24 protein-coding genes and 1 pseudogene are annotated in these 26,211 nt (G+C 59.7%); 9 read left to right on the plus strand and 16 right to left on the minus strand.

From position 1 onward, the window contains the following. Positions 1 to 38: 38 nt before the first annotated feature. Positions 39 to 491 (plus strand): GNAT family N-acetyltransferase, encoded by a 453-nt coding sequence (locus ACYSTU_RS04805; protein WP_123443787.1) that lies wholly within the window; start codon positions 39 to 41, stop codon positions 489 to 491. A 96-nt stretch (positions 492 to 587) separates the two neighbouring features. On the opposite strand, the gene ACYSTU_RS04810 is transcribed toward ACYSTU_RS04805, so the two are convergent. The 3 genes from ACYSTU_RS04810 to ACYSTU_RS04820 are packed head-to-tail and all read right to left on the minus strand — an operon-like array spanning position 588 to position 3,565. After that, positions 588 to 884, minus strand: a complete 297-nt coding sequence (locus ACYSTU_RS04810; RefSeq protein WP_016772794.1) for a winged helix-turn-helix domain-containing protein — start codon at positions 882 to 884, stop codon at positions 588 to 590. Positions 885 to 902: 18 nt separating this feature from the next. After that, the gene (locus ACYSTU_RS04815) at positions 903 to 1,397 is read right to left on the minus strand and encodes a YgjP-like metallopeptidase domain-containing protein (RefSeq protein WP_038861199.1); all 495 of its coding nucleotides are present in this window, start codon (positions 1,395 to 1,397) and stop codon (positions 903 to 905) included. 44 nt (positions 1,398 to 1,441) lie between these two features. Further along, a complete protein-coding gene (locus ACYSTU_RS04820; protein ID WP_136493092.1) occupies positions 1,442 to 3,565 on the minus strand; it encodes a putative bifunctional diguanylate cyclase/phosphodiesterase in 2,124 nt (707 codons plus the stop codon). Positions 3,566 to 3,877: 312 nt separating this feature from the next. Between ACYSTU_RS04820 and ACYSTU_RS04825 the strand changes: the two genes are divergently transcribed. Continuing rightward, positions 3,878 to 4,546, plus strand: coding sequence for a polysaccharide lyase family 7 protein (locus ACYSTU_RS04825; protein ID WP_498996444.1), 669 nt, complete (start codon positions 3,878 to 3,880; stop codon positions 4,544 to 4,546). A 190-nt stretch (positions 4,547 to 4,736) separates the two neighbouring features. Here the strand turns inward: ACYSTU_RS04825 and ACYSTU_RS04830 are convergent, their stop codons facing one another. From ACYSTU_RS04830 to tkt, 9 genes and pseudogenes are all read right to left on the minus strand, one after another. Then, positions 4,737 to 6,023, minus strand: coding sequence for a type II toxin-antitoxin system HipA family toxin (locus tag ACYSTU_RS04830; RefSeq protein WP_498996446.1), 1,287 nt, complete (start codon positions 6,021 to 6,023; stop codon positions 4,737 to 4,739). Continuing rightward, positions 6,016 to 6,279: a helix-turn-helix transcriptional regulator gene (locus tag ACYSTU_RS04835; protein WP_232245467.1), complete on the minus strand. Its 264-nt coding sequence runs from the start codon at positions 6,277 to 6,279 to the stop codon at positions 6,016 to 6,018. Before ACYSTU_RS04835 ends, ACYSTU_RS04830 begins: the two co-directional genes overlap by 8 nt. Before the next feature lie 207 nt (positions 6,280 to 6,486). Beyond that, a pseudogene (locus ACYSTU_RS04840) lies at positions 6,487 to 7,910 on the minus strand (IS1182 family transposase). Positions 7,911 to 8,029: 119 nt separating this feature from the next. Continuing rightward, positions 8,030 to 9,094, minus strand: a complete 1,065-nt coding sequence (fba, locus tag ACYSTU_RS04845) for a class II fructose-bisphosphate aldolase (protein WP_008081027.1) — start codon at positions 9,092 to 9,094, stop codon at positions 8,030 to 8,032. 263 nt (positions 9,095 to 9,357) lie between these two features. Continuing rightward, positions 9,358 to 9,690, minus strand: a complete 333-nt coding sequence (locus ACYSTU_RS04850; protein WP_498996453.1) for an MliC family protein — start codon at positions 9,688 to 9,690, stop codon at positions 9,358 to 9,360. A gap of 57 nt (positions 9,691 to 9,747) precedes the next feature. After that, positions 9,748 to 9,969 carry a hypothetical protein gene (locus tag ACYSTU_RS04855; RefSeq protein ID WP_016772786.1) on the minus strand — a complete coding sequence of 74 codons (222 nt, stop codon included), beginning with the start codon at positions 9,967 to 9,969 and terminating at the stop codon, positions 9,748 to 9,750. A gap of 34 nt (positions 9,970 to 10,003) precedes the next feature. Further along, positions 10,004 to 11,167, minus strand: coding sequence for a phosphoglycerate kinase (locus ACYSTU_RS04860; RefSeq protein WP_016772785.1), 1,164 nt, complete (start codon positions 11,165 to 11,167; stop codon positions 10,004 to 10,006). A gap of 12 nt (positions 11,168 to 11,179) precedes the next feature. After that, complete coding sequence (gene epd / locus ACYSTU_RS04865; protein WP_336463418.1) at positions 11,180 to 12,232, minus strand: erythrose-4-phosphate dehydrogenase; 1,053 nt, start codon at positions 12,230 to 12,232, stop codon at positions 11,180 to 11,182. Between the two features lie 166 nt (positions 12,233 to 12,398). After that, a complete protein-coding gene (tkt, locus tag ACYSTU_RS04870) occupies positions 12,399 to 14,396 on the minus strand; it encodes a transketolase (protein ID WP_476307507.1) in 1,998 nt (665 codons plus the stop codon). Positions 14,397 to 14,655: 259 nt separating this feature from the next. On the opposite strand from tkt, the gene ACYSTU_RS04875 reads away from it, so the two are divergent. The 4 genes from ACYSTU_RS04875 (at position 14,656) to ACYSTU_RS04890 (ending at position 19,251) form a co-directional block, all read left to right on the plus strand. Continuing rightward, positions 14,656 to 15,651 (plus strand): ArsR/SmtB family transcription factor, encoded by a 996-nt coding sequence (locus ACYSTU_RS04875; RefSeq protein ID WP_024014623.1) that lies wholly within the window; start codon positions 14,656 to 14,658, stop codon positions 15,649 to 15,651. Positions 15,652 to 15,669: 18 nt separating this feature from the next. After that, positions 15,670 to 16,860, plus strand: a complete 1,191-nt coding sequence (metK, locus tag ACYSTU_RS04880) for a methionine adenosyltransferase (RefSeq protein WP_476307510.1) — start codon at positions 15,670 to 15,672, stop codon at positions 16,858 to 16,860. 221 nt (positions 16,861 to 17,081) lie between these two features. Then, positions 17,082 to 18,758: an NAD-dependent DNA ligase LigB gene (gene ligB / locus ACYSTU_RS04885; RefSeq protein ID WP_476307512.1), complete on the plus strand. Its 1,677-nt coding sequence runs from the start codon at positions 17,082 to 17,084 to the stop codon at positions 18,756 to 18,758. A gap of 97 nt (positions 18,759 to 18,855) precedes the next feature. Further along, the gene (locus ACYSTU_RS04890) at positions 18,856 to 19,251 is read left to right on the plus strand and encodes a DUF1090 domain-containing protein (protein ID WP_016772779.1); all 396 of its coding nucleotides are present in this window, start codon (positions 18,856 to 18,858) and stop codon (positions 19,249 to 19,251) included. A gap of 165 nt (positions 19,252 to 19,416) precedes the next feature. Here the strand turns inward: ACYSTU_RS04890 and ACYSTU_RS04895 are convergent, their stop codons facing one another. Continuing rightward, a complete protein-coding gene (locus ACYSTU_RS04895) occupies positions 19,417 to 19,866 on the minus strand; it encodes a c-type cytochrome (RefSeq protein ID WP_056786463.1) in 450 nt (149 codons plus the stop codon). A 128-nt stretch (positions 19,867 to 19,994) separates the two neighbouring features. Between ACYSTU_RS04895 and mltA the strand changes: the two genes are divergently transcribed. Then, the gene (gene mltA / locus ACYSTU_RS04900) at positions 19,995 to 21,179 is read left to right on the plus strand and encodes a murein transglycosylase A (protein ID WP_476307514.1); all 1,185 of its coding nucleotides are present in this window, start codon (positions 19,995 to 19,997) and stop codon (positions 21,177 to 21,179) included. Between the two features lie 114 nt (positions 21,180 to 21,293). Here mltA and ACYSTU_RS04905 read toward each other — a convergent pair whose 3' ends face one another. Continuing rightward, positions 21,294 to 21,677, minus strand: coding sequence for an MAPEG family protein (locus tag ACYSTU_RS04905; protein WP_016772776.1), 384 nt, complete (start codon positions 21,675 to 21,677; stop codon positions 21,294 to 21,296). Between the two features lie 330 nt (positions 21,678 to 22,007). On the opposite strand from ACYSTU_RS04905, the gene ACYSTU_RS04910 reads away from it, so the two are divergent. Then, a complete protein-coding gene (locus tag ACYSTU_RS04910) occupies positions 22,008 to 23,177 on the plus strand; it encodes an MFS transporter (RefSeq protein WP_071173880.1) in 1,170 nt (389 codons plus the stop codon). A 250-nt stretch (positions 23,178 to 23,427) separates the two neighbouring features. Further along, a complete protein-coding gene (locus tag ACYSTU_RS04915) occupies positions 23,428 to 24,693 on the plus strand; it encodes a cation:proton antiporter (protein ID WP_350483356.1) in 1,266 nt (421 codons plus the stop codon). Here the strand turns inward: ACYSTU_RS04915 and ACYSTU_RS04920 are convergent, their stop codons facing one another. Further along, complete coding sequence (locus ACYSTU_RS04920) at positions 24,694 to 25,581, minus strand: formate/nitrite transporter family protein (RefSeq protein ID WP_016772773.1); 888 nt, start codon at positions 25,579 to 25,581, stop codon at positions 24,694 to 24,696. A 174-nt stretch (positions 25,582 to 25,755) separates the two neighbouring features. Further along, positions 25,756 to 26,160 carry an acyl-CoA thioesterase gene (locus ACYSTU_RS04925; protein ID WP_016772772.1) on the minus strand — a complete coding sequence of 135 codons (405 nt, stop codon included), beginning with the start codon at positions 26,158 to 26,160 and terminating at the stop codon, positions 25,756 to 25,758. Positions 26,161 to 26,211 lie beyond the last annotated feature (51 nt).

Here is a 26,211-nt window from a genome sequence, read left to right on the forward strand (position 1 = left end):
GCGCTTAGTATCGGGCGACATGGTCAAGGAATCGAAAAATGACAATCGAGTGGATCTGCAAACATCATCGTGATCTGGGCAAAGAGCAGTTGTATGCCCTGTTGAAGCTGCGCTCTGACGTATTCGTGGTCGAACAGAAATGTGCTTATCCAGACCTCGACGGCCAGGATCTGGAGGGCGATACCCATCACCTGATGGGCTGGGAGGATGATCAGCTGATGGCTTATTTGCGCCTGCTCGACCCGGAATCCCAGGGCGGCGACGTGGTGATTGGCCGCGTGGTGACCGCGTCCGCCGGCCGTGGCAAAGGGTTGGGCCACGCGATGATGGAACAGGCGCTGAAGCAGGCCGAAAAGCACTGGCCGCAGGTACCGATCTATCTGTCGGCGCAGGCACACTTGCAGGGGTATTACGGCAAGTACGGGTTTGTCGCAGTCGGCGAGGAATATCTCGAGGATGACATTCCGCACATCGGCATGCGTCGGTCCTGAAGGCCCTTTCGCGAGCAGGCTCGCTCCCACAGGGAATGCATATCCATTGTGGGAGCGAGCCTGCTCGCGAAGGCGTCAGAACCGTCGGCGCAGGAATCAGGGGTATTCCAGCACCGCTTTTATCTGCCGCAAATTGCGCTCGATCCAGCCGCGATCAATCGCTCCCCACTCGCGAATCCGATAGCGCCCGGCATGATTGCGCGCGCCCTCTTCCTGTTCGAACTCACAGATGATGTCCAGATCGGCCAGCGCGGCAATCGTGTCCTGCGCCGTGCGTCGCGGCATGCCGGTGACTTCGGTCAGCGTCGGCACACTCGGCGCCAGGCCGCTATCGATCAGATAAGCCACGTACAAACGGCGATAGAAACTGCTCTTGGTCTTGCTGACGTCCATCCACACCTTCCTGATTGGTCAAGCCTGCATATCCCGCCACGTCAGGTACACACGCAGATCGAACTCGATCTGGTGATACCCCGGCAGCATGTGCTCGCACAGTTTATAGAACGCCTTGTTGTGATCCGATTCCTTGAAGTGCGCCAGCTCGTGCACCACGATCATCTTCAGAAAATCCGGCGCGGCGTCCTTGAACAGCGCGGCGATGCGGATTTCCTTGTTGGCCTTGAGCTTGCCGCCCTGCACCCGCGACACCGTGGTGTGCAGACCGAGCGCGCGGTGGGTCAGGTCGAGGCGGTTGTCGAACAGCACTTTGTCGATGGCCGGCGCATTGCGCATGTACTGCTGTTTGAGATCCAGCGCGTAGCTGTACAAGGCCTTGTCACTCTGCACGTCGTGTCGCCCTGAATAGCGCTGATTCAGGTATTCACCCAGGCGCCCTTCGGCTATCAGTTGGCGCACCTGATCCTGCAATTGTGCGGGGTAGGCCTGGAGGTACTTCAACACAGTCATGGACGAGCGACGCGGTTCGAAAAAGGTCCGCCAGTGTAGCGAATTCAACCGGGCAACGCGCTCCAGTCAAACGGTTCAACGAAGCTGACCGCGTCTTCGGCGATCAACGGCCGCGCGACGAGGAAGCCCTGCACGTATTCGCAACCATGGGTTTGCAGCCACTGATATTGCTCGAGGGTTTCCACCCCTTCGGCAATCACCAGCAGACCGTATTGCTTGCACAGATCGATGACCATGCGCACCAGCGCCGCGTCACGTGGCGAGTCCGGCAAGCGCGCGATCAAGTGGCGGTCGAGTTTCAGCGTATCCAGTTCGAGATCGCGCAGATGCGCCAGCGAGCACGGCCCCGAACCAAAATCATCCAGCGCCACGCGCACCCCGAGATGACGCAGCAGCCGCAATTGCTTGCGGGTTTCGTCCGGGTTTTGCATCAACGCTTCTTCGGTGATTTCAACTTCCAGTTGCTGAGGTTGCAGCGCATGGCGCTCCATGACTTGACGCAATTCAGTGACCAGATTCGGCAGGCCGAACTGGGTGTTGCTCAGGCTCACGCCGAGCACCAGATCTTCGGCGAACAAGGTTTCCCAGGCTTTGCGCTGGCCGGCGCCACGGTGATAGATCCAGCTGCCGAGGCGACTGATCAAGCGCGCCTCTTCCAGCAACGGCAGAAACAACCCCGGCGGCACATCGCCGACGCTCGGATGCTGCCAGCGCAGCAACGCTTCGAACCCACGGATCTGTCCGCTGCCGATCGCCACTTGCGGCTGATAGACCAGATTGAAATCACGATTCTCGATGGCCTCGCGCACGCTGTCTTCAAGCATCAGACGCGAACGCGCGCGGCCGTTCATTTCATGATCATAAAAACGATATTGCTGACGCCCGGCACGCTTGGCTTCGTACATGGCAATGTCCGAAGCGCGCAGCAAACCGTCGAGATTGCGCCCACAGTCGGGATAAGTAGCGATGCCGATACTGGCGCCAAGGACGATATCCAGGCCTTCGATCTGCTGACAGACCGATACCCGTTCGATGAGTTTTTCGGCAATCTTCGCCGCTTGCTCGGGAAACTCCAGATCCAGCAGCGCGGTGAATTCATCGCCGCCCATGCGCGCGAGAATATCGAACGGCCGCAGGCACGCCTTCAGTTGCTCGGAAACCCAGCGCAACACACGGTCGCCGGCGTCATGGCCGAGGGAATCATTGACCCGTTTGAAGCCATCGAGATCGAGGTAGAGCAGCACCCAGCTGCTGTCGCTGCGTTCCCCGCGCAACAACAGGTTTTCCACGGTCTGGTAGAACCCGCGCCGGTTGAGCAGCCCGGTCAGCGGATCGGTCACCGCCTGAAACTCCAGTTGCTGGTGCAAGTGACGCACCACCGACATGTCCAGCACCGTCACCACCATCGCGTGCTGCTCCGAGGGCAGCGGCGCGCAGGACAATGCCACCGGCACTTGCTGCCCGGGCGCCGTGCGCAGCAACGCATCATGCAGGCGCAGGGTTTCACCGCGCTGGTAACCGGCGTAGAACTCGGAATCGGCCCACAGGGGAATGTGTGGCTTCTGCAGGAAATCGAGAAACTCCTTGCCTTCCAGATCCTTCACCGGCGCATTGAGCAGTCGCGAAATCGCCGGGTTGGCAAAGCGGATCACGCCGTCCTCGCTCAACACCAGAATGCCTTCGGCGGCGTTGTCCAGCACCGAGGCATTGAAGGCGCGCGCCACTTCCAGGTCATGACTCAGGCGTTGCAGGGCACGGCGATTGCGCTGGTGCTCGAGCAGCGCCTGGACCTTGGGCTTGAGGATTTGCGGATCGAACGGCTTGAACAGGTAATCCACCGCGCCGCTGGCATATCCCTTGATCACGGCATCCTGAGATTGCTCGTTGGCGGTGAGGAAAATGATCGGTGTCAGCCGCGTGCGCTGGCTGCCGCGCATCAACCGTGCGACTTCGAAACCGTCCATGCCGGGCATCTGCACATCGAGCAGGACCAGGTCGATGTCGTGTTCGAGCAAAAGGTTCAGCGCCTCGAAACCCGAGGCGGCGGTCATCACGTGCCAATCCTGACGCTGCAGCAACGCGCGCATGCTGATCAGATTTTCGGGGTAATCATCGACGATCAAAAGGACCGAGCTGCCTTCACCTGGCTGGGGTTGCGCGCATTCCATGCTGCTTCTCTTATCGGGACCGGTTGCCGGCAAAACCATAGACGTACTGAGCCTTCACTCTAGACGCGGATCGGTGAAAGCAGAAGCTGTCATCCCGCCATCATTTAAACAATGCTCAACCCAGCCGACTAACGGTCACCGCTACAGCCCCCGAAAACCGGGCGGGATGGCATTTCGACAGGACTTTGACGTCAAGTAATCGCCGGGCGGGCATTAACAAAAATTGCCGCTACGCTTATAAAGACGCCCGAAAACGCGCGGGCTAGAGCTTCTGGCACCGGCGTTCCGGATGAATTGATTGGAAGAACCGTCATGATCGACCTCGCAACCTGGAACCTCAGCGTTCCTGTTGGCAGCCCGCCGTACACCGTCGAAACCTCAAAACTGGTGGATGGCTTCAAGGATCAGTACTTCCATTCCGACACCGGCACCCTGTTCTTCTGGTCCCCGGTGACTGGCTCGAAAACCGAAAACGCCATCTACCCGCGTACCGAACTGCGCGAAACCTACAGCAACGGCACACTGCGCAACTGGTACTACCCGGACGCCGACAACCTGCTGCGCGCCACCCTCGCGGTGAACAAGGTGCCGAGCTCGGGCAAGATCGTCATCGGCCAGATCCACGCGTACGAGAGCCAGCGGCCGATGGTCAAGCTCGAATACCAGTACAAGGAAAAAACCCATACCGGCAATCTGGTGATCAAAGTGCGCATGCGCCCGGACGACGCCGAAAGCCGCGTCATCACCCTCGCCACCGGCGTCAAGCTTGATCGTGAATTCAACTACCTGATCCACCTAAGTCCCGGCGGCGCACTGGGCGTAAGTGCGGCGGGGTATCAATGGGACTCACAGATCAGCGCGACCTGGCGCGACAAGCCGCTGTATTTCAAGGCTGGGGTGTATGTGCAGGACAACACTGGGTATACCAGCGAAGGTGGGCAGGTGACGTTTACCAAACTGGATATTGATCACGACAAGTAGCTAGCCGCCAAAATGACAAACGACCCATAACTTGCAGGCCACATTCGCTCCAATTGTAGGAGTGAGCCTGCAAGGGCTTCAGGGATGGGCTGCGGACTGCGCCACCTCCACATGCGGGCCGCTGCCTTGGCGAAATGTCGCGTATACGCGACTTTGAGAAGCAAATGTCACGGTAGCGGTACACCGCTTATCATTTATCAGCCTTTTCCTTTCTACCGCTTGATAAAGGATGACGCTTCAAACCAGAACCGACCGAGTCATTCAACGCGACCATGCGCCCGGTGTCCCATTCGCGTTGCATCCTTGCAAACAATTCAACGTCTATCCGTGGTCGGTGAATCAAAAGCGCCTGACTCATTGCCTCGGCTATCCGGTCGACGATCAGTGTTGGCTTATCCACAGCGCAGTGTTTACGACCAAACTCAATCAATTGCTGACGATCGGGATAAGCTTTGGCCTTGTTCATCTTGATGGCGAGAGTACGGTCAACCAGCGATTGCCCGGTCCTGGGGTTGTAGTTCTCGTATACGGTTGTGGTCGTGACATCGTATACCGGCGCCAACTGCACCGTTTCAGTGGCCGCAGGGTGCGTGTAGGTCACCCCGAAGTTTTTCAAATGCGCATCGCCGTTACGCACCATGACCGAAAGACAGACGGATGAAAAAAATCGTTCCAGTTCTCGTATCGGGTCGGCATGTCTGCATACCTGACGGATCACTGCAGCAAGGGTTTCGTAGCTCTGCGAATATTTATAGTTATCGTGGGGATCCTTGTTTAACCCCAGCAGCACCGCCATGTCTTCAAAGCCAAGGCGATCAGATGCCGTCAGATCAAAACGCTCCATGACAAACAGCTCACCGTTATCGGAAAGCCAGAAAGGCGGCGTGTGCAGTCCAGCCAGCCGCGCTGCTTCCAGACACAGAAACTCGTTTTGAGCCAGGTGCTCATACTCTTCCGCTCCTGATTTGACGATAAGGTCGGAGCTGATCACTGTTTTTCGGCTAGCAGTCAGCTTGTCCAGATCGGGCACCAGAACCTTGGGCTGAACACCTGAAATGCCTGACTCGAAGTAGGTTTCGACCAAAAAACCGAAAACATGCTGAGAGGTGTCCGCCGACAGGATCTGCTGCAGGCCGACCTGCGCACGAACAGAGTTTGAAGGTTCTACCGGATTCTCATACGTGAGGCGACCGATCTGATTACCGCCAATGACGGACAACAGGCGCATTTCATCCACTTGCATATGCTTGGCCATGCGCCGCTTGATTTGGTCGGCCAGATATCCCTCAGGCACATTCATATCGAAGATGGGCTGCAATACGCTGCTCACCGACGGTGTCGGGTCATAGGGCATGACCAGGGAAACTTCCCTGAGTGGCGACGCTGACTGGTAAGCGAATGAAAACTGCGAACCTTTGGACAACTCGCCGGAATGGCCCTGAGGCGTCATGACATTCAGTCGTTTCACCTTACTCATCATGCTCCACCAATTCGGCGAGTGATTTGAGATCGATTCGGTTATCGACAATCTCCAACGCCATGCCTAACGCGGCAATGACTCTAAACACGGTATAAAAAGCGACGTTTTCGCCTGCTTCGAGATCGATGATGGTTTTGCGGCTGCAATGAGCCCTATGCGCAAGCAACGCCTGACTGTAGCCCTTGGCTTTGCGCAATTGGCGGATACGCTGGGCAAACGTTGCTGGATTATCGAGGAGCACAATGTCACCCATATCGGACTTTAGATAGATTATCGCCAGTAAAGTCCCCTTTAAGTGACATTTCAAGCAAAAGGATGCCGATGTCTTGTCACAACGTTTGCACCACAAAAAACCCGCCTCTCCAGACTGTGTGAAAACGCACTGACGGCGGTTCCAGCAAACGCCCCGACTTGTTCGGGGCGTTTGCTTTTGTGCTCACAGCAGACGAAAAAAGGCGTTTCAGCCCATCAGCGCCATCATCTGGCGGACGCCCAACACGTTAATTGCTCTTTTCAGGTTGTAGGCGTTCACCGCCAAGGCCATTTCAGCTCTCGCGCCTTCAAGCTGTCGCAGCAAGAATCGAGCGTTACCAAATAACCACTGTTTAAGGTTGCCGAAGGGATGTTCGACGATGGATCGTCGGCTGACCATCATTTCGGGATGTGCCTGCATTCGCTGCTCCATTCGCTCGAAAGCCTGTTCGTGCAGATGGCGCGAGATGTATCGGCGTTTGGCGTCGGTGCACTTCGCTTTAATCGTGCAGCTTGCGCAGTCGCTGACCTTCGCTTGGTAGATCCGGCCTTTATTGCTGATCTGCTTAAAGATCAGCCATTTTCCGGCAGGGCATTGATATCGATCTTGCGACGCATCGTAGGCAAATGCTGTTCGATCGAAAAATATCTGTTCCTTGCCGCAGGAGTTGAGTGATCGCGCCACAGGCACATAAGCCGTGATGTTCTCATCCTCACATGCCTGGAACTGCTTGCCATTGGAATAGCCCGCATCCGCGGTGACCGTCAGTTCATCCTGCGAAAGTTGTTCCTTGGCGGCCTTGGCCATCGGTTCAAGTTGCTTGCGATCATCGCTGTCCTGAGTCACTTCATGATGCACGATCATGCAGTTTTCAGCGTCCACGGCTGTCTGCACGTTGTACCCGACCCGAGGCCCTTTGTGCGTTCGCAGCATTCGCGCATCGCTTTCGTGGGTATTGAATTGCTCAAGCTCCATGGATTTCATCAGCGCCTGGCACGTCAAGTTATTGGAATGCCTGACTTCAAGTTGCGCCAAGTCGCCTTGATTGCATTGCGGTCAATCTTCTCGCCGGCTTCGGTTTTATCTGCCTCGTCCAGCTCTGCCAAATAGTGGGCGATGCGCTTCTCCAGCTTCTGCTCTTGATGTTGGAGCCGCTTCAAATTCATATGACGCCGTGAAGAGGCGACCGCCTGAAATTTGCTGCCATCAATGGCCACCAACTCGCCGGTTATCAGCCCCGCTGTGCGGCAAAACTGCACGAAGGCCCGGCACGTCGCGATGAAAGCGGCTTTGTTGTCTTTACGGAAATCGGCGATGGTCTTGAAATCAGGCTTGAGTCGATTGATCAGCCACATCACTTCGACGTTGCGCTGGCACTCGGCTTCGAGCCGTCGTGATGAGCGAATCCGCTGGAAATAGCCGTAGAGGTAGAGTTTGAGCTGATCCGCTGGATCGTAAGAGGGACGGCCGGTGCTTTTGGGAAGTGCTTTATCAAAGCCCAGTCGAACCAGATCCAGCTTGGCGACGTAAAGATCGATAACGCGAACGAGGTGATCCTCGGGGATCAACTCTTCCAGCGAGACCGGAAACAGGCTGGTCTGGCTGCGGGACTGTCCCTGGATGTAGGCCATAACGAAAAATGCTCCGTATCTTTCGATACGGAGCATTTTCTTTGAGCGCTGCGCAGATTGCTAGGTTTTCACACAGTCTGTCTCGGCGGGTTTCTTTTGAATCAGCTCAACCCTCAGGCTCAGTTGACCTTCGCGTTCAACTCACCCTTCAGATAACGCTGGTACATCGCTTCCAGCGAGATCGGTTTGATCTTCGAGGCATTACCGGCGGTACCGAACGCTTCATAACGAGCGATACATACATCGCGCATTGCTGTCACGGTGGCGCCGAAGAATTTACGTGGGTCGAACTCGCTTGGGTTGGTGGCCATCAGGCGACGCATCGCACCGGTCGATGCCAAGCGCAGGTCGGTGTCGATGTTGACCTTGCGCACGCCGTGCTTGATGCCTTCGACGATTTCTTCAACCGGGACGCCGTAGGTTTCTTTGATGTCGCCGCCGTACTGGTTGATGATCGCCAGCCACTCTTGTGGCACGGAGGACGAACCGTGCATCACCAGGTGGGTGTTGGGGATGCGCTTGTGGATTTCCTTGATGCGGTCGATCGCCAGCACGTCACCGGTCGGTGGCTTGGTGAACTTGTAGGCGCCGTGGCTGGTGCCGATGGCGATGGCCAGGGCATCGACCTGGGTGCGTTTGACGAAGTCAGCGGCTTCTTCCGGGTCGGTCAGCATCTGGCTGTGATCCAGAACGCCTTCGGCGCCGATGCCGTCTTCTTCACCGGCCATACCGGTTTCCAGCGAACCCAGGCAACCCAGCTCGCCTTCTACCGAAACGCCGCAGGCGTGGGCCATGGCGACGGTTTGTTGGGTAACGCGGACGTTGTAGTCGTAGTCGGTCGGGGTCTTGCCGTCTTCGCCCAGCGAGCCGTCCATCATCACCGAGCTGAAGCCCAGTTGAATCGAACGCTGGCAGACGTCAGGGCTGGTGCCGTGGTCCTGGTGCATGCACACCGGGATGTGCGGGAATTCTTCGATCGCCGCCAGGATCAAGTGACGCAGGAATGGCGCGCCGGCGTATTTGCGGGCGCCGGCCGAAGCCTGGACGATCACCGGGGAGTCAGTCTTGTCAGCGGCTTCCATGATGGCGCGCATCTGCTCAAGGTTGTTGACGTTGAAGGCTGGAACGCCGTAGCCGAACTCGGCTGCGTGGTCCAGCATCTGGCGCATGCTGATAAGTGCCATTGTGTGTGTCTCTCCCGGTTGAGGGTCGTTGATCGTGCCAGCCTGCCGGAGCGGCGGCGGCTATTCAAGTTAATGCAGATCGGGGGTTGAGGCCCGGCCTGGTGATTCGGTGTTACCAAAACTGTGTGAACAACAGAGAACCCCTGTGGGAGCGAGCCTGCTCGCGAAAGCAATCTTGCAGTCGCAGATGCAGTGCCTGTCAGACCGCTTTCGCGAGCAGGCTCGCTCCCACATTTGGATCTCTGTACACCAATTCAATCGTGTTACTCGGCCTTGCAACCACGGCCAATGAGGTCATTGGTGGCGACCCAGTACACCAGGCCCTCGTCACCCTTGACGTGAAACGCCAGCATGCCATCGCTGTACAGCGTGCCAGAGGCGCCCGGCTCTTCTTTCAGGCGATAGACCTGATCACCGCCGCCGAGGCGAACGTCGACTTCCTTCTGGCCGGCATCGGCGTAACGCCACAACACCTTGGCCTGACTGTCGCAGGTCCAGGTCGTCCAGTCGTCTGCCGGGGCCGACGACTGAAACAGGCTCAACTGCGCGCAACCACCCAACAATGCCAACGCCGCAACGGCGATCAAGCCTTTCATCCGTGTTCCTCGACTGACGACGCATGCCGCCAGCCCTGAGTTAAAGAGTCAGACCCGTCAAGGACAACCATGTTCCTTGACCGGGGTTTGCGTCTCGTATTTGTCCAGGCCGTCCGGACCCGAGCGCTTGTTCAGCACCGGGTTGGTTTCGGCCTGCCAGTCGGCCTGATAACAGCCCTTCTGGGGTTCGCTCGGTGCTGGCGTCGCGTCAGCCTTCGGGGTGCTCCCGCAGGCCGCCAGCGTACCGGTCAGCAACAACAGCGCTAACGACTTGACCATGTGAACACTCCTTTGCCTGGCCAAACGGGCGGCCTCAGGCCTTGGCCCGGCTTTCCAGGACTTCAACGGCAGGCAGCACCTTGCCCTCGACGAATTCGAGGAACGCGCCACCACCGGTGGAAATGTAGGAGATCTGCTCAGCCACGCCATATTTATCGATCGCCGCCAGGGTGTCGCCACCGCCGGCGATGGAGAATGCCGAGCTTTCGGCAATGGCCTGGGCCAGCACTTTGGTGCCGTTGCCGAACTGATCGAACTCGAACACGCCGACCGGGCCGTTCCACAGAATGGTTTTCGACGACTTCAGCAGCTCGGCGAAGTTGGCCGCGGTTTGTGGGCCGATGTCGAGAATCATGTCATCTGCCGCGACGTCAGCGATCAGCTTCACAGTCGCTTCAGCGCTTTCGGCAAATTCCTTGGCGACCACGACGTCAACCGGCAACGGCACGCTGACTTTCGCCGCGATTTCACGGGCGGTGTCGAGCAGGTCCGGTTCATACAGCGACTTGCCGACTGGGTGGCCGGCGGCAGCGAGGAAGGTGTTGGCGATGCCGCCGCCGACGATCAGTTGATCGCAGATCTGGCTCAGGCTGTTGAGCACGTCGAGTTTGGTCGAGACCTTGGAGCCGGCAACAATGGCCGCCATTGGCTTGGCCGGTGCGCCCAGGGCTTTACCCAGTGCGTCCAGTTCAGCGGCCAGCAACGGGCCGGCAGCGGCGACTTTGGCGAACTTGGCGACACCATGGGTCGAACCTTCGGCGCGGTGAGCGGTACCGAAAGCATCCATCACGAACACGTCGCACAGGGCCGCGTATTGCTGAGCCAGATCGTCGGCGTTCTTTTTCTCGCCCTTGTTGAAGCGCACGTTTTCGAACAGCACGATGTCGCCAGCCTTGACTTCAACACCACCGAGGTAATCAGCCACCAGCGGCACTTCGCGGCCCAGCGCTTTGCTCAGGTAGTCGGCGACAGGTTTCAGGCTGTTTTCGGCGGAGAACTCACCTTCGGTAGGACGGCCCAGGTGCGAGCAGACCATCACCGCCGCGCCTTTTTCCAGGGCCAGCTTGATGGTCGGCAGCGAAGCCAGGATGCGCGCGTCGCTGGTGACAACACCGTCCTTGACGGGGACGTTGAGGTCTTCGCGGATCAATACGCGCTTACCTTGCAGATCGAGGTCGGACATCTTCAACACGGTCATGGGTCGCACTTCCTACGGTTTTTTTGAAGTTGCTGTTTGCAGATAGTGGTCTGCAACGTCCAGCATTCGGTTGGCAAAACCCCATTCGTTGTCGAACCAGGCCAGGATGTTCACCAGTTTGGGGCCGGAAACACGGGTCTGACTGGCATCGACGATGGCCGAATGTGGGTCATGGTTGAAATCACAGCTGGCGTGCGGCAACTCGGTGTAGGCCAAAAGGCCTTTGAGCGGGCCGCTGGTGGCGGCTTCGCGCAGGATCCGGTTGACCTCGTTGGCGTCAGTCGCGGTGGCGGTCTGCATCGTGATGTCAAGGCAGGACACGTTGACTGTCGGCACGCGCACGGCTTTGGCCTGAATTCGCCCGGCAAGTTCCGGCAGCAGACGCTCGATACCGCGTGCCAGACCAGTGGACACCGGGATCACCGACTGGAACGCCGAACGCGTGCGGCGCAGGTCTTCGTCATGATAGGCGTCGATCACCGGCTGATCGTTCATTGCCGAGTGAATGGTGGTGATCGACACGTAATCCAGACCGATCGCCTGATCGAGCAGACGCAGCAGCGGCACGCCGCAATTCGTCGTGCAGGAGGCGTTGGACACCAGCAGTTCGTCGCCGGTCAGGCATTCCTGATTGACGCCGTAGACGATGGTGGCGTCGACATCCGCTTCGCTGGCCATCGGCTGCGAGAACAGCACACGCGGCGCGCCGGCATCGAGAAATCGCTGGCCATCGGCACGGGTGTGGTAAGCGCCGGAGCATTCCAGCACCAGATCGACGCCTAGCGACGCCCAATCGATACCTTCAGGGGTGGCACTGCGCAGGACCTTCACGCAGTCGCCATTGATATGCAGACAATCGCCCTCAACCCGCACTTCGCCGGGAAAGCGGCCGTGGGTGGAGTCGAAGCGTGTCAGGTATTCGATGCTGGCCATGTCGGCCAGATCGTTGATCGCGACAATTTCAAACCCGGCCTTCGCGCCGCGCTCGAACAACGCCCGCAAGACGCAACGACCAATGCGGCCGTAGCCGTTGAGTGCAACTTTGTAGGGACGCGGTTGAGGCATGGGGTTCTCGATTACCGTGGTGAATCATGCAGTGCGATATTGCCTGAACCAACGCTTTCGCGAGCAGGCTCGCTCCCACATTGGAATGCATTTCCCTGTGGGAGCGACGGTGCGACGACTCGACCTGCTCGCGAAGGCGTCAGCCCGGACAACACAACTGTCAGATTTAGTCTTCCAGCAGCTCTTCAGCCTGACCGAGGATGTTTTCCAGGGTAAAACCGAACTCTTCGAACAATGCCGAAGCCGGCGCCGACTCACCGTAGGTGGTCATGCCGATCACGCGACCTTCCAGACCCACGTACTTGAACCAGAAATCGGCGTGGGCCGCTTCGATGGCAATACGCGCGCTGACCTGCAACGGCAGAACCGACTGCTTGTACTCCGCATCCTGAGCATCAAACGCGCTGGTGCAAGGCATCGAGACCACGCGAACCTTGCGGCCCTGCTCGGTCAGTTTGTCGAAGGCTTGAACCGCCAGACCGACTTCCGAACCGGTGGCGATCAGGATCAGCTCAGGCTCGCCTGCGCAATCCTTGAGCACATAACCGCCACGGCTGATGTTGGCAATCTGGCCAGCGTCGCGTTCCTGATGTTCCAGATTCTGCCGCGAGAAGATCAGCGCCGAAGGGCCGTCCTTGCGCTCCAGCGCGTTTTTCCAGGCCACTGCCGATTCCACGGCATCGGCTGGGCGCCAGGTGTCGAGGTTCGGCGTGCTGCGCAGGCTGGTCAGTTGCTCGATCGGCTGGTGCGTCGGGCCGTCTTCGCCCAGACCGATGGAGTCGTGGGTGTAGACGTGGATCACGCGTTTCTTCATCAGAGCCGACATGCGTACGGCGTTGCGCGCGTATTCCATGAACATCAGGAAGGTCGCGCCGTAAGGCACCAGACCGCCGTGCAGGGCGACGCCGTTCATGATCGCGGTCATGCCGAACTCGCGCACGCCGTAGTACATGTAGTTGCCGCTGGCGTCTTCAGCGCTGACGCCTTTGCAGCCTTTCCACAGGGTCAGGTTGGAACCGGCGAGGTCAGCCGAACCGCCGAGCATTTCCGGCAGCAGCGGGCCGAAGGCGTTGAGGGTGTTCTGGCTGGCTTTGCGGCTGGCGATGGTTTCGCCCTTGGCCGCGACTTCGGCGATGTAGGCCGAGGCTTTTTCCGAGAAGTCGGCCGGCAGTTCGCCGCTCAGACGACGGATCAGCTCGTTGGCTTCAGTCGGGAATGCAGCGGAGTAAGCGGCGAAACGCTGATCCCACTCGGCTTCAACCGCGCGACCAGCTTCTTTGGCGTCCCACTCGGCATAGATCTCGGCCGGGATTTCGAACGGGCCGTGGTTCCAGTTCAGCGCCTGACGGGTCAGGGCGATTTCCGCGTCACCCAGTGGGGCGCCGTGGCAATCTTCCTTGCCCTGCTTGTTCGGCGAACCGAAACCGATGGTGGTCTTGCAGCAGATCAGCGTCGGTTGAGCGCTCTTGCGCGCAGTTTCGATGGCGGTCTTGATCTCTTCCGGATCGTGGCCGTCGACGTTGCGGATCACCTGCCAGTTGTAGGCTTCGAAACGCTTCGGCGTGTCATCGGTGAACCAGCCTTCGACTTCACCGTCGATGGAAATGCCGTTGTCATCGTAGAAGGCAATCAGCTTGCCCAGGCCCAGCGTGCCGGCCAGGGAGGCGACTTCATGGGAAATGCCTTCCATCATGCAGCCATCACCGAGGAACACGTAGGTGTGGTGGTCAACGATGTTGTGGCCGGGACGGTTGAACTGCGCGCCCATGACTTTTTCAGCCAGAGCGAAACCGACGGCGTTGGCCAGACCCTGACCCAGCGGGCCGGTGGTGGTTTCGACGCCCGGGGTGTAACCGAATTCCGGGTGGCCTGGAGTGCGGCTGTGCAGTTGACGGAACTGCTTGAGGTCGTCGATGGACAGGTCGTAGCCGGTCAGGTGCAGCAGCGAGTAGATCAACATCGAGCCGTGGCCGTTGGACAGCACGAAGCGGTCACGGTCGGCGAACGACGGGTTGCTCGGGTTGTGCTTGAGGTAGTCGCGCCACAGCACTTCGGCAATATCTGCCATACCCATAGGCGCACCGGGATGGCCGCTGTTGGCTTTTTGCACGGCATCCATGCTGAGGGCACGAATGGCGTTGGCACGCTCACGACGGCTAGGCATCGCTGATCTCCTGGGGGTGAATAGACTGAAACGGAAAAAAGGAGGGCATTTTCCCTCACCCATGCGCCTCGGGGCAATGACAGATAGTCATCGGCAGGCGTTTTTCCAATCGATAGCACAGGTTTCGCTTGGTGAAACCTTTCCGCTATTCGTTTGTAGAGACTGCCGTCCGCCGAGAAGTGCCATTTATCGAGCAATATCAAAACTTTTTGATATTGACCTTGCGGTGCCTTGCCCCCGTCTCTAGACTGCCAGCCCTATGAACTTACGCGTGCCTTCCATTCGCCATGACGATTGCGACGAGCTGGCGGCCCTGTGCAAGGCCGGCGGCGATCCGCTGCGGCTGAATGTATTGCGCGCGCTGGCCAACGATTCGTTTGGCGTGCTGGAGCTGGCGCAGATTTTCGGCATCGGCCAGTCGGGCATGAGCCATCACCTCAAGGTGCTGGCGCAAGCCGACCTGGTGGCGACACGCCGTGAGGGCAACGCAATTTTTTATCGTCGTGCCCTGCCCCACAGCGAATTGCTCGGCGGCAAGCTGCACGCGGCATTGCTGGAAGAAGTCGACAATCTGGATCTGCCCGATGAAGTGCAAGCACGCATCGAGCAGGTTCATGGTCAGCGTGCCGCCGCCAGCCGGGATTTTTTCGCCCGGGTCGCGGAAAAATTCCGTGCCCAGCAAGATTTGATCGCAGGCCTGCCGCAGTACCGTGACAGCGTGCTGGCCCTGCTCGACAAACTGAACTTCGATGGTGCAGCCACGGCCATTGAAGTCGGCCCCGGCGATGGTGCTTTTCTGCCGGAACTGGCCCGTCGTTTCGGCACCGTAACCGCGCTGGACAACAGCCCGGCGATGCTCGAACTGGCGCGTCAGGTGTGTGAACGTGAACAGCTGGCTAACGTCAGCCTGCAATTGGCCGATGCATTGAACGGCACAAGCCTTCAAGCCGATTGCGTGGTGTTGAACATGGTCCTGCACCATTTCGCCGCTCCGGCCGATGCGCTCAGGCACATGGCCGATCTGCTGCAACCGGGCGGTAGCCTGCTCGTGACAGAGTTATGTAGCCACAACCAGAGTTGGGCCAGGGAGGCCTGCGGTGATCTCTGGTTGGGGTTTGAACAGGACGATCTGGCCCGTTGGGCCACCGCTGCGGGACTCGTTCCCGGGGAAAGCCTCTATGTAGGCTTACGTAATGGTTTCCAGATCCAGGTTCGCCACTTTCAGCGACCGGCTGGCGACACTCACCATCGGTAAATTCAGGAAAACATCGAGATGAGCGAATACTCCCTCTTCACCTCCGAGTCCGTGTCTGAAGGACATCCGGACAAAATCGCCGACCAGATTTCCGATGCGGTGCTGGACGCCATTATTGCCCAGGACAAACACGCTCGCGTGGCCGTGGAAACCCTGGTCAAGACCGGCGTGGCCATGGTTGCCGGTGAAGTGACCACCAGCGCCTGGGTCGACCTGGAGCAGATCGTTCGTGACGTGATTTGCGACATCGGCTACACCAGCTCCGAAGTCGGCTTCGACGGCGCCACCTGCGGCGTGATGAACATCATCGGCAAGCAGTCCCCCGACATCAATCAGGGTGTTGACCGTGCCAAGCCTGAAGATCAGGGCGCCGGCGACCAGGGCCTGATGTTCGGCTACGCCAGCAACGAAACAGACGTTTTGATGCCAGCACCGATCACCTTCTCGCACCAGCTGGTGCAGCGTCAGGCTGAAGCACGCAAGTCGGGCCTGCTGCCTTGGCTGCGTCCGGATGCCAAGTCGCAAGTGACCTGCCGTTACGAAGGCGGCAAGGTTGTCGGCATCGACGCTGTGGTGCTGTCGACCCAGCACAACCCGGAAGTGTCGTACAAAGACCTGCGCGAAGGCGTGATGGAGCTGATCGTCAAGCACGTACTGCCTGCCGAACTACTGAGCAAGGACACCCAGTTCCACATCAACCCGACCGGCCAGTTCATCATTGGCGGCCCGGTAGGTGACTGCGGTCTGACCGGCCGCAAGATTATCGTCGACAGCTACGGCGGCATGGCCCGTCACGGCGGCGGCGCGTTCTCCGGCAAGGATCCATCGAAGGTTGACCGTTCGGCTGCCTACGCTGGCCGTTACGTGGCCAAGAACATCGTTGCGGCCGGCCTGGCCGAGCGTTGCGAGATCCAGGTTTCCTACGCGATCGGTGTGGCCCAGCCTACGTCGATCTCGCTGAACACCTTCGGCACCGGCAAGATCAGCGATGACAAGATCATCAAACTGGTGCGTGAAGTGTTTGACCTGCGTCCATACGCAATCACCACCATGCTCGACCTGCTGCACCCGATGTACCAGGAAACCGCAGCCTACGGCCACTTCGGTCGTGCGCCGCAGACCAAGACCGTTGGCGAAGACAGCTTCACCACGTTCACCTGGGAAAAAACCGACCGCGCCGACGCCCTGCGTTCTGCCGCTGGCCTGTAACCCCCTGGCTGCATGAAAGCCCCGCAAGGTTCGCGCCGTGCGGGGCTTTTTCATGCCTGACAGATTTTTTGAGATCCGTGTGGGAGCGAGCCTGCTCGCCAAGGTGCCGCCCCGGCAACACCAGTTCCCCTGCCCCGAAACAGTTCGCAAAAAAGCCGCGCAACGTTCTTCAGATCCTCACCTACCCTTCAAGCATCACCCCCCGAGCAAGGACGCTCACAATGCTCTTCACACTGCGCCTGTTGCTGGCCTTCCTGCTGGCACTCATCACCCTCGTCAGCCAAGCCAACTGCCCGAACTGGGATCTTTCCCAAGCCCAACGCGAAATCACCACCCTGCAAAACCGGATCGACCAATGGGACGACGCCTATCACCGCGAAGGCCGCTCATTGATCAGCGACGAACTCTATGACCAGTCCCGGCTGCGGCTGAAAGAATGGCAAGCCTGTTTCAACCAACCCTCATCCCCGCAGCCGTTGCGCACCGCGTCCGGCCCGGTCACCCACCCCATCGCCCACACCGGCCTGGACAAGCTGCACAAAGCCGAAGACGTCGCCCACTGGTTGCGCGATCGCCAGAACGTCTGGGTGCAGCCCAAGGTCGACGGCGTGGCTGTCACGCTGATCTACCGCCAGGGAATATTGCAGCAGGCGATCAGTCGCGGTGACGGGGTCAACGGCCAGGACTGGACCGCCTCCGCGCGCAGGATCGCAGCCATTCCGCAACGGTTGAGGCAGCCACGGGATCTGCTGGTACAGGGCGAACTCTATTGGCGCCTGAACGCCCATGTTCAATCACAGTCCGGCAGCGTCAATGCCCGCGCCACCATCGCCGGGATGATGGGACGTAAAACACTCGATGTTGAACAGGCCGCCGGGATCGGCCTGTTTGTCTGGGACTGGCCGCAAGGTCCTGTGCGGCTGCCGGAGAGATTGTCCGAACTCCAGGCATTGGGATTCGCTGCAACCGAAACCTATACACAGCCCATCAACCGATTCGAGGACGCGCAAAAATGGCGCGAGCACTGGTATCGCTCGCCCCTGCCCTTTGCCAGCGACGGCGTGGTGCTGCGTCAGAGCCAACGGCCACCTGCCGAACGCTGGCAGGCCAAGGCTCCTTATTGGGCGATTGCCTGGAAATACCCGTTCGCCCAGGCATTGGCCGAGGTGCGCAAGGTCAATTTCAAAATCGGCCGCACCGGGCGGATCACCCCGGTGTTGGAACTGCTGCCGGTCAGACTCGATGACCGGGAAATCAAACGGGTCAGCGTCAGCTCGTTCAAGCGCTGGCAAACCCTCGACATCCGCCCCGGCGATCAGGTGGCAATCAGTCTGGCCGGGCTGACCATTCCGCGCCTCGACAGTATCGTGCTGCGCACCAGCGAACGGGCAGACATCAACATCCCCGATGCCGGCGACTACCACGCCCTGAGCTGCTGGCAACCGACGCCGGGGTGTGAAAGCCAGTTTCTCGCGCGTCTGACCTGGCTCAGTGGCAAGCAGGGCCTGGCCATGCAGAATGTCGGTCGCGGCACCTGGGAGAAACTTTTGGAAACAGGCCGTCTGAAACACCTGCTGGATTGGCTGACCCTCGATGCGTCAGAGCTTGCTAACATTGCCGGCCTCGGCGAGCGCAGCAGCGCACGTCTGATCCAGAGTTTTCACGGCGCGCGGCAACAGCCGCTTGCTCGATGGTTGAAAGCGCTGGGCATGCCGCCGACCGGACAGGCACAACTGGACGATTCGTGGCAGGCCCTGGCACAACGCGACACTGAACAATGGCAGGCAGAAGCCGGCATCGGCCCGGGACGCGCGGCGCAACTGAGCGCATTCTTTCGCGACCCGCAGGTACTGGCTTTGAGTGAAACCTTGAAAGCCGCCGGAATCGACGGCTTCTGAACCTGCAATCCCCGCCCGGCGGGAACCCAACGGCCGGCCAGACGCTCCAACAGCGCAGTGCCCTCCCACCCCGATTGCCTTTGCACATGGAGCTTTTATGAAATTTCTCGCACCGCTCGCCCTGCTTACTCTTTGCGGCGTCATGGCCGCCCCGGTCATGGCCGAAGAAGACGGCCCGGGCCTGACCGGTTGCGCTGCCAAGAAGCAGGGCATCATCAATCAGATCGAACAGGCCAAGTCGCGCGGCAACATGGAGCAGCAGGCAGGCCTGGAAACCGCACTGCGTGAAGTCAATGAACATTGCACCGATGCCGGGCTGAAGAAAGAGCGTGAGAACAAGGTGCTTGAGGCCAAACATGAAGTCAGCCAGCGTCAGGCGGACCTCGACAAGGCCATGAAGAAAGGCGATCCGGAGAAGATCAACAAGCGCAAGGAAAAGCTCGCCGAGTCTCGCAAGGAACTGCAGGAAGCGCTGGACGAGATCGATAAGTAACCAAAGCCCTGTGGCGAGGGGATTTATCCCCGTCCGGCGGCGAGGCCGTCGCAAATTCGACTGGTTGGGTCCGACTGAAAAAACTCGGTTATATGGTTTTGGGGCTGCTTCGCAGCCCATCGGGGATAAATCCCCTCGCCACAAGGTACTCAGCAGCCTCAGGAATCAATGATCGCGAAACTCTTTATGGCAAGCACTGCAGGCATCTTCAACTTTCTGCACTGCCGGTCCGAGATTGCTGGCCTTGTACGGCTGAACCTGGCTGGCGACCACCAGTTCACCGGTAGCTGCTTCGAGGGCGCGGGCCAGTTCCTGAAAACGCGCCTGTTTCTGCCAGACATCATCTTTGGCGCTGGTGTGATCTTCCTCGCGCACCTGCGGGAAATGCTTCCACGGCTCATGGGCCAACGCATCAAGTCTGACCGCACCTTCGGCAAATTTCGGCCCGTCGAAGGCAATGCGCCCACGCAACATGCCGCCGAGGTCTTCGCTGGTCTTGAGCATCTGCTTGAAGATGGCCTTGCGTTGACCCAGCGGCGAATTCGGGTCGACACCGCCACAGGCGGACAAGGTCAGGCAGGCCAGCAATACAACAGCAATTGGTTTCAGAGTCATGGTGGCTTCAGGTCGCGGAAATCGGCGGCCAGTATCCTCGGCTCACCGCCAAACACCAATAGCCCTATTAAAAATACGGGTTGGTGGAGCGCATGGAGCACTCGACCAACCGGCACAGGAATCACTCCATGAACAGCCGCTTCACGGCCTGGCGTCACCCGCTTATCGTCACCCTTCCACTGCTCGCCATCCTCGCCGGTTGCACAGGCGGCGACAGCGCCAAACCAAAAACCCATGCGCTGGCCACCTATTCCAGCGCGACCTGGGAAGCGTTGCCAGCGGTCTCCGACAGCGATCTGGTCGCCGGTTTCGGCTCGTGGCGCAGCGCTTGCACACGACTCAAAGCCGATGCGGTGTGGGGGCCGACCTGCGCTGCGGCGGTGAGTGTGCCGCAAAGCGCCGCCGAGATTCGTGCATTCCTCAAGCAGAATCTCGATGTCTACGGCCTGCGCGCCGAGAACGACAACCCCAACGGTCTGATCACCGGCTACTACGAACCGGTGTACCCCGGCAGCCTGACGCCAACCGCAACGGCGAACGTGCCGGTGTATGGCGTGCCGGAAGACATGATCATCGTCTCGCTCGACAGCATCTACCCGGAATTGAAAGGCAAGCGCCTGCGCGGCCGCCTCGAAGGACGCGTGCTCAAGCCTTACGACGATGCGGCGACCATTGAATCCAAAGGCGTGAACGCACCGGTTGTTGCCTATCTGACTGATCCGATGAATCTGCAATTTCTGCAGATCCAGGGCTCGGGCCGGATTCAGACCGAGGACGGCAAACAGTTGCGCATCGCCTACGCCGATCAGAACGGCCACCCGTACCGACCGATCGGTCGCTGGCTGGTCGAGCAAGGCGAGCTGAAGAAAGAAGACGTGACCATGACCGCGATCAGCAACTGGGCCAAGGCCAACCCCACGCGCATTCCGGAACTGCTGGCCAGCAACCCGAGCTACGTGTTCTTCACCCGCAACCCGGACAGCAACGAAGGCCCGCGCGGCTCGCTGAACGTGCCGCTGACCGCCGGCTACAGCGCGGCGGTGGATCGCAAGGTGATTCCGTTGGGCAGTCTGTTATGGCTGTCGACCACCAAGCCGGATGGCACCCCACTGGTGCGCCCGGTCGCGGCGCAGGATACCGGCGGCGCGATTGCCGGTGAGGTGCGCGCGGATCTGTTCTGGGGCACGGGTGATGCGGCCGGGCAACTGGCCGGGGACATGAAACAGCAGGGGCAGATATGGATGCTCTGGCCTAAAGGAAAAGAGTTGCCGCAAGTGCCGCAGGTGGCGGATACACCGAAGCAAAAGTCTTAGGTTCTTCGTCGTCTGATCCATCGCTTTCGCGAGCAGGCTCGCTCCCACATCTGGAATGCATTTCCATGTGGGAGCGAGCCTGCTCGCGAAGAGGCCGGCAGCAACAGCCGATAATCAGATCGACACAAAGAAAAACGAAGCAATCAGCCCCATCCCGATAAACCACACCACCGAACGCAGTGCAGCCCAGTCAGCCAGGTAGCAGATGATGTACAGCAGGCGACTGGTGATAAACAGCACGGCCAGCACATTGACCGTCACCAGTTGCGCAGTGCCGACCAGGTGCGCAACGATCACCGCAGCGGCAAACGCAGGCGTTACTTCAAAGCTGTTCAGTTGCGCGGCGTGGGCGCGACGGGCGACGCCATCGACGCTGTCGAGAAAATCCCGTGGATCATAATTGTCCTTGAGGCGGAAACCGCCGCTGGCCTTCGCAACGATCGTGCACACGTAAGGCAGGAAAATCGCGATCAACACACACCACAGAGCCACTGTCATAACGTCGTCCTTTTTTTCGATTGGTGAAATTGGCGAGCGATCAGAAATTCACCAGCATGCCGATCAGCACCTGCCCACAGGCTAAGAGCCGCGCCCGGCAGAAAGGTTCTTTCAGCTGGATATAACACGGCACTTCCAGCGCGCCGTCGATTAGTCAGATTATTGATTCGCCATGTGTCAGCAGCTGTTTATACTGCAACCCACCACGCCGTACTCAGCTGCACACCAAAAAACTCCAATAAAAGCTGCCTGCTCCGCTTTCTTCGAAAACGGTCGCTGGCACGCGTATGCCTGATCAAAGCGTCAAGACTACCGACAGAGACCTTGCGCATGCCCCTCGCTTTGCTTGCACTCGCCGTTGCCGCGTTCGGCATCGGCACCACCGAATTCGTCATCATGGGCCTGCTGCCCGACGTCGCCCGCGATCTGGCGGTGAGCATTCCTCACGCCGGACTGCTGATCACCGGTTACGCCCTGGGCGTGGTGTTCGGCGCACCGATCCTGGCGATCGGCACCGCCAATATGCCGCGCAAAGCGACATTGCTGGGCATGACGCTGATGTTCATCCTCGGCAACGTGCTCTGCGCGCTGGCACCCAACTACGCGACGCTGATGGCGGCGCGGGTGGTTACGGCGCTGTGTCACGGGGCGTTTTTCGGCATTGGCTCGGTGGTTGCTGCCGGGCTGGTTGCGCCGAACAAACGTGCGCAGGCGATTGCCATGATGTTCACCGGCCTGACACTGGCCAACGTGCTCGGCGTGCCACTCGGCACAGCGCTTGGCCAATACGCTGGCTGGCGCTCGACCTTCTGGGCGGTGTCGGTGATTGGCATTGTGGCGGCGTTGGCGCAATGGTTGTGGTTGCCGAAACACATCGCGATGGACAAGGCCAATCTCGCCAGCGAATTCAAAGTGCTGGGCAAGGCCAACGTGCTGCTGGCGCTGGGCATGAGCGTGCTGGCCTCGACCAGCCTGTTCAGCGTGTTCACGTATATCGCACCGATCCTGCAAGACATCACTGGCGTCAGCCCCCACGGCGTGACGGTGATGCTGCTGTTGTTCGGCGTCGGCCTGACAGCGGGCAGCATGCTCGGCGGGCGCTTGGCCGACAGCCGCTTGCTGCCGTCACTGGTCGGCGTGGCACTGGCAGTCGTGGTGATTCTCGCGGCGTTCAGCCAGACCAGCCGTGCGGTGATTCCGGCGGCGATTACCTTGGTGCTGTGGGGAATTTTCGCCTTTGCGCTGTGCCCGATTCTGCAGCTGTTGATCATCGATCAGGCGCACGAAGCGCCGAATCTGGGTTCGACGCTGAACCAGAGCGCGTTCAATCTGGGCAACGCAGCAGGTGCCTGGATTGGCGGGCTGGTGGTTGCCAGCGGCGCGGATCTGGCGGACCTGCCGTGGACCGGGGCGCTGGTCGGCGTGCTGACGGTGCTGACGGCGCTGTTGTTCATTTACCTGCAACGTCGGCGGGCGAGTGCGGTCAATGTGTCTGGCTGAGACCTCTGCGACTGACTACCTGTGGCGAGGGGATTTATCCCCGTTGGGCTGCGCAGCAGCCCCAAAAACCTTCAATCGGGTTTTGTCAGGAATGATCGATAAACCGGATTGCGACGGCTTCGCCGCCGAGCGGAAATAAATCCCCTCGCCACAATGAACTGTGGTGTGTCCCATGTCGCTGTTCGCCCATCAAACCCCTGCGTCCAACCTCCGGTCGCGCGCCATTCACCCTTCATCCAAAGGACCCCGGATGCTTGAACTCGTCGCCGCTTTCATCTGCCTCACCACCCTCCTGACCTTCGTCAATTTCCGCTTTATCGGCCTGCCGCCGACCATCGGCGTGATGGTTACCGCCCTGCTGTTCTCATTGCTCCTGCAAGGCCTCAGCGTCCTCGGCTTTCCCGGCCTCGAAGACCGCGTGCAGCAACTGATCGGCCAGATCGATTTCGGCGATCTGCTGATGAACTGGATGCTCTCGTTCCTGCTGTTCGCCGGCGCCCTGCACGTCAACCTCAATGATTTGCGCAGCTACCGCTGGCCGATCGGCCTGCTGGCCACCTTCGGCGTGTTGATCGCCACCGTGGTGATCGGCAGCCTGGCCTTCTACATTTTTGCCCTGTTCGGCTGGCACGTGAGTTTCCTCTACTGCCTGTTGTTCGGCGCGCTGATCTCACCGACCGACCCGATTGCCGTGCTCGGCGTACTGCGTACCGCCAACGCTTCGAAACCACTGAAAACCACCATCGTCGGCGAATCACTGTTCAACGACGGCACGGCGGTGGTGGTCTTCACCGTGCTGCTGGGCATCGCGCAACTGGGCGAAACCCCGACCGTCAGCGCCACGGCCATGCTCTTCGTCCATGAGGCCATTGGCGGTGTGTTGTTCGGCGGGCTGATCGGTTATCTGGTCTATCGCATGATCAAAAGCGTCGAGCAGCACCAGATCACCGTGATGCTGACCCTGGCCCTGGTGATCGGCGGTTCGGCGATGTCCACCGAACTGCACGTCTCGGCGCCGATCGCGATGGTGGTGGCCGGTCTGATCATCGGCAACCTGGGGCGCAATCTGGCGATGAACGACATGACCCGCCGTTATCTGGACGGTTTCTGGGAATTGCTCGATGACATGCTCAACGCGCTGCTGTTTGCGCTGATCGGCATGGAGCTGTTGCTGCTTCCGTTCAACTGGCTGCACATGGCCGCCGCAGGTCTGCTGGCGGTGGCGATTCTGTTGTCGCGCCTGCTTACCGTGGCGCCAGCGATCCTTTTGCTGCGCCGCTGGCGCTCGGTGCCGGCCGGCACCATCCGCATCCTGACCTGGGGCGGTTTGCGCGGTGGTGTGTCGGTGGCCCTGGCGCTGGCCCTGCCGCTGGGCCCGGAGCGCGATCTGCTGCTGAGCATCACCTACATCGTTGTGCTGTCATCGATCCTGCTGCAGGGCCTGACCATCGGCAAACTGGTCAAGCACGCAACGCGCAATGAGCCGGCCGTCGTGCCTGGGCCAGCCCACCACTGATCATTTCTTGATCGACTGCGGGTCGGGCTTGACAGCCTGATCCGCAGATTCCTTCGGCGCACCGCTTTCACTGCGAATTTGCGCATGGCTGATCAGCGCGAAGATAAAGCTGCCGCCAATGATGTTCCCCGCCAGCGTCGGCCCGGCGAACACCGCCCAGAAATCACTCCACGGCAACTCGCCGGCAAACACCAGATACGACACTTCCGCCGATCCGACGACGATATGGGTGAAGTCGCCCAGCGCCATGAAGTAGGTGATGAGGATGATGATCCACATCTTCGCGCTCTCCATGGACGGGATCATCCAGACCATGGTGGCGATCATCCAGCCGGAGACGATGCCCTTGGCGAACATCTGACTGGCGCTGTGCTCCATGACCTTGCGGCCGATTTCGAGGAAGGCGACGTCGGTCTTGCTGTCGAAAATCGGCAGTTCCAGCATCACGTACGCCACCAGAATCGTCCCGCAGAGGTTGCCGACCAATACCACTGTCCATAGACGGATCAGGCGCAGGAAATTCTTCAGCGTCGGCCTGGTCATCACCGGCAGCACGGCGGTCAGGGTGTTTTCGGTAAACAGTTGCTGGCGCGCGAGGATGACCGCGAGGAAACCGGCGCAGTAGCCGAAACTGGCGATCACCTTGAATTCGTCGCCGTCGGGCAGGCGCGAATTGAGCAATCCCATGCCCATCAGCGACAGGCCCATGGTCAACCCTGCCGCCAGCGCCGACCACCACAGCGCGGCAATGCTGCGCTCCAGTTCCTGATCGCCCTGGGTGCGGATGATTTCATGCAGAACGGCCGCGCGCGGCGGCTGGCTCTTCTCGACTTCGTGCTGCTCCTTGGCCGAGAGGTCGGGGGTCTTGTCGCTGGTGGGGGTGGTCATGGCGTGGCAACCGGTGGGGGGGGATGTAGCTACGACCGTTGCGCTTCATGGCTGTTCAGTGGCCAGGCGAATCTCCGCTGAATTGGCAACCGCTTTCGCGAGCAGGCTCGCTCCCACAAGGATCACGCTGTACCTGTGGGAGCGAGCCTGCTCGCGAAGAATGCGCCGCCGATCTTATTGAACAGCTTCGTCATCCTTGAACTGGTCTTTCACATATTTGATCTCGGTCCGCCCGTGCGGCGCCGGCAGGCCGTCTTCGCCGAGGTTGACGAACACCATCTTCTCGACGGTCAGGATGCTCTTGCGGGTGATCTTGTTGCGCACTTCGCAGGTCAGGGTGATCGAGGTGCGGCCGAATTCGGTGGCGGTGATGCCCAGTTCGATGATGTCGCCCTGGCGCGAGGCGCTGACGAAGTTGATTTCCGAGATGTACTTGGTCACCACACGCTGGTTGCCCAGTTGCACGATGGCGTAGATCGCCGCTTCTTCATCGATCCAGCGCAGCAGGCTGCCGCCGAACAGGGTGCCGTTGGGGTTGAGGTCTTCGGGTTTAACCCATTTGCGGGTGTGGAAATTCATGTTCACTCCTGAGCGCTTGCCGAAAGATGCGCCCATCTTGGCAGACTGCTC

It is taken from the genome of Pseudomonas glycinis, from assembly GCF_054871425.1.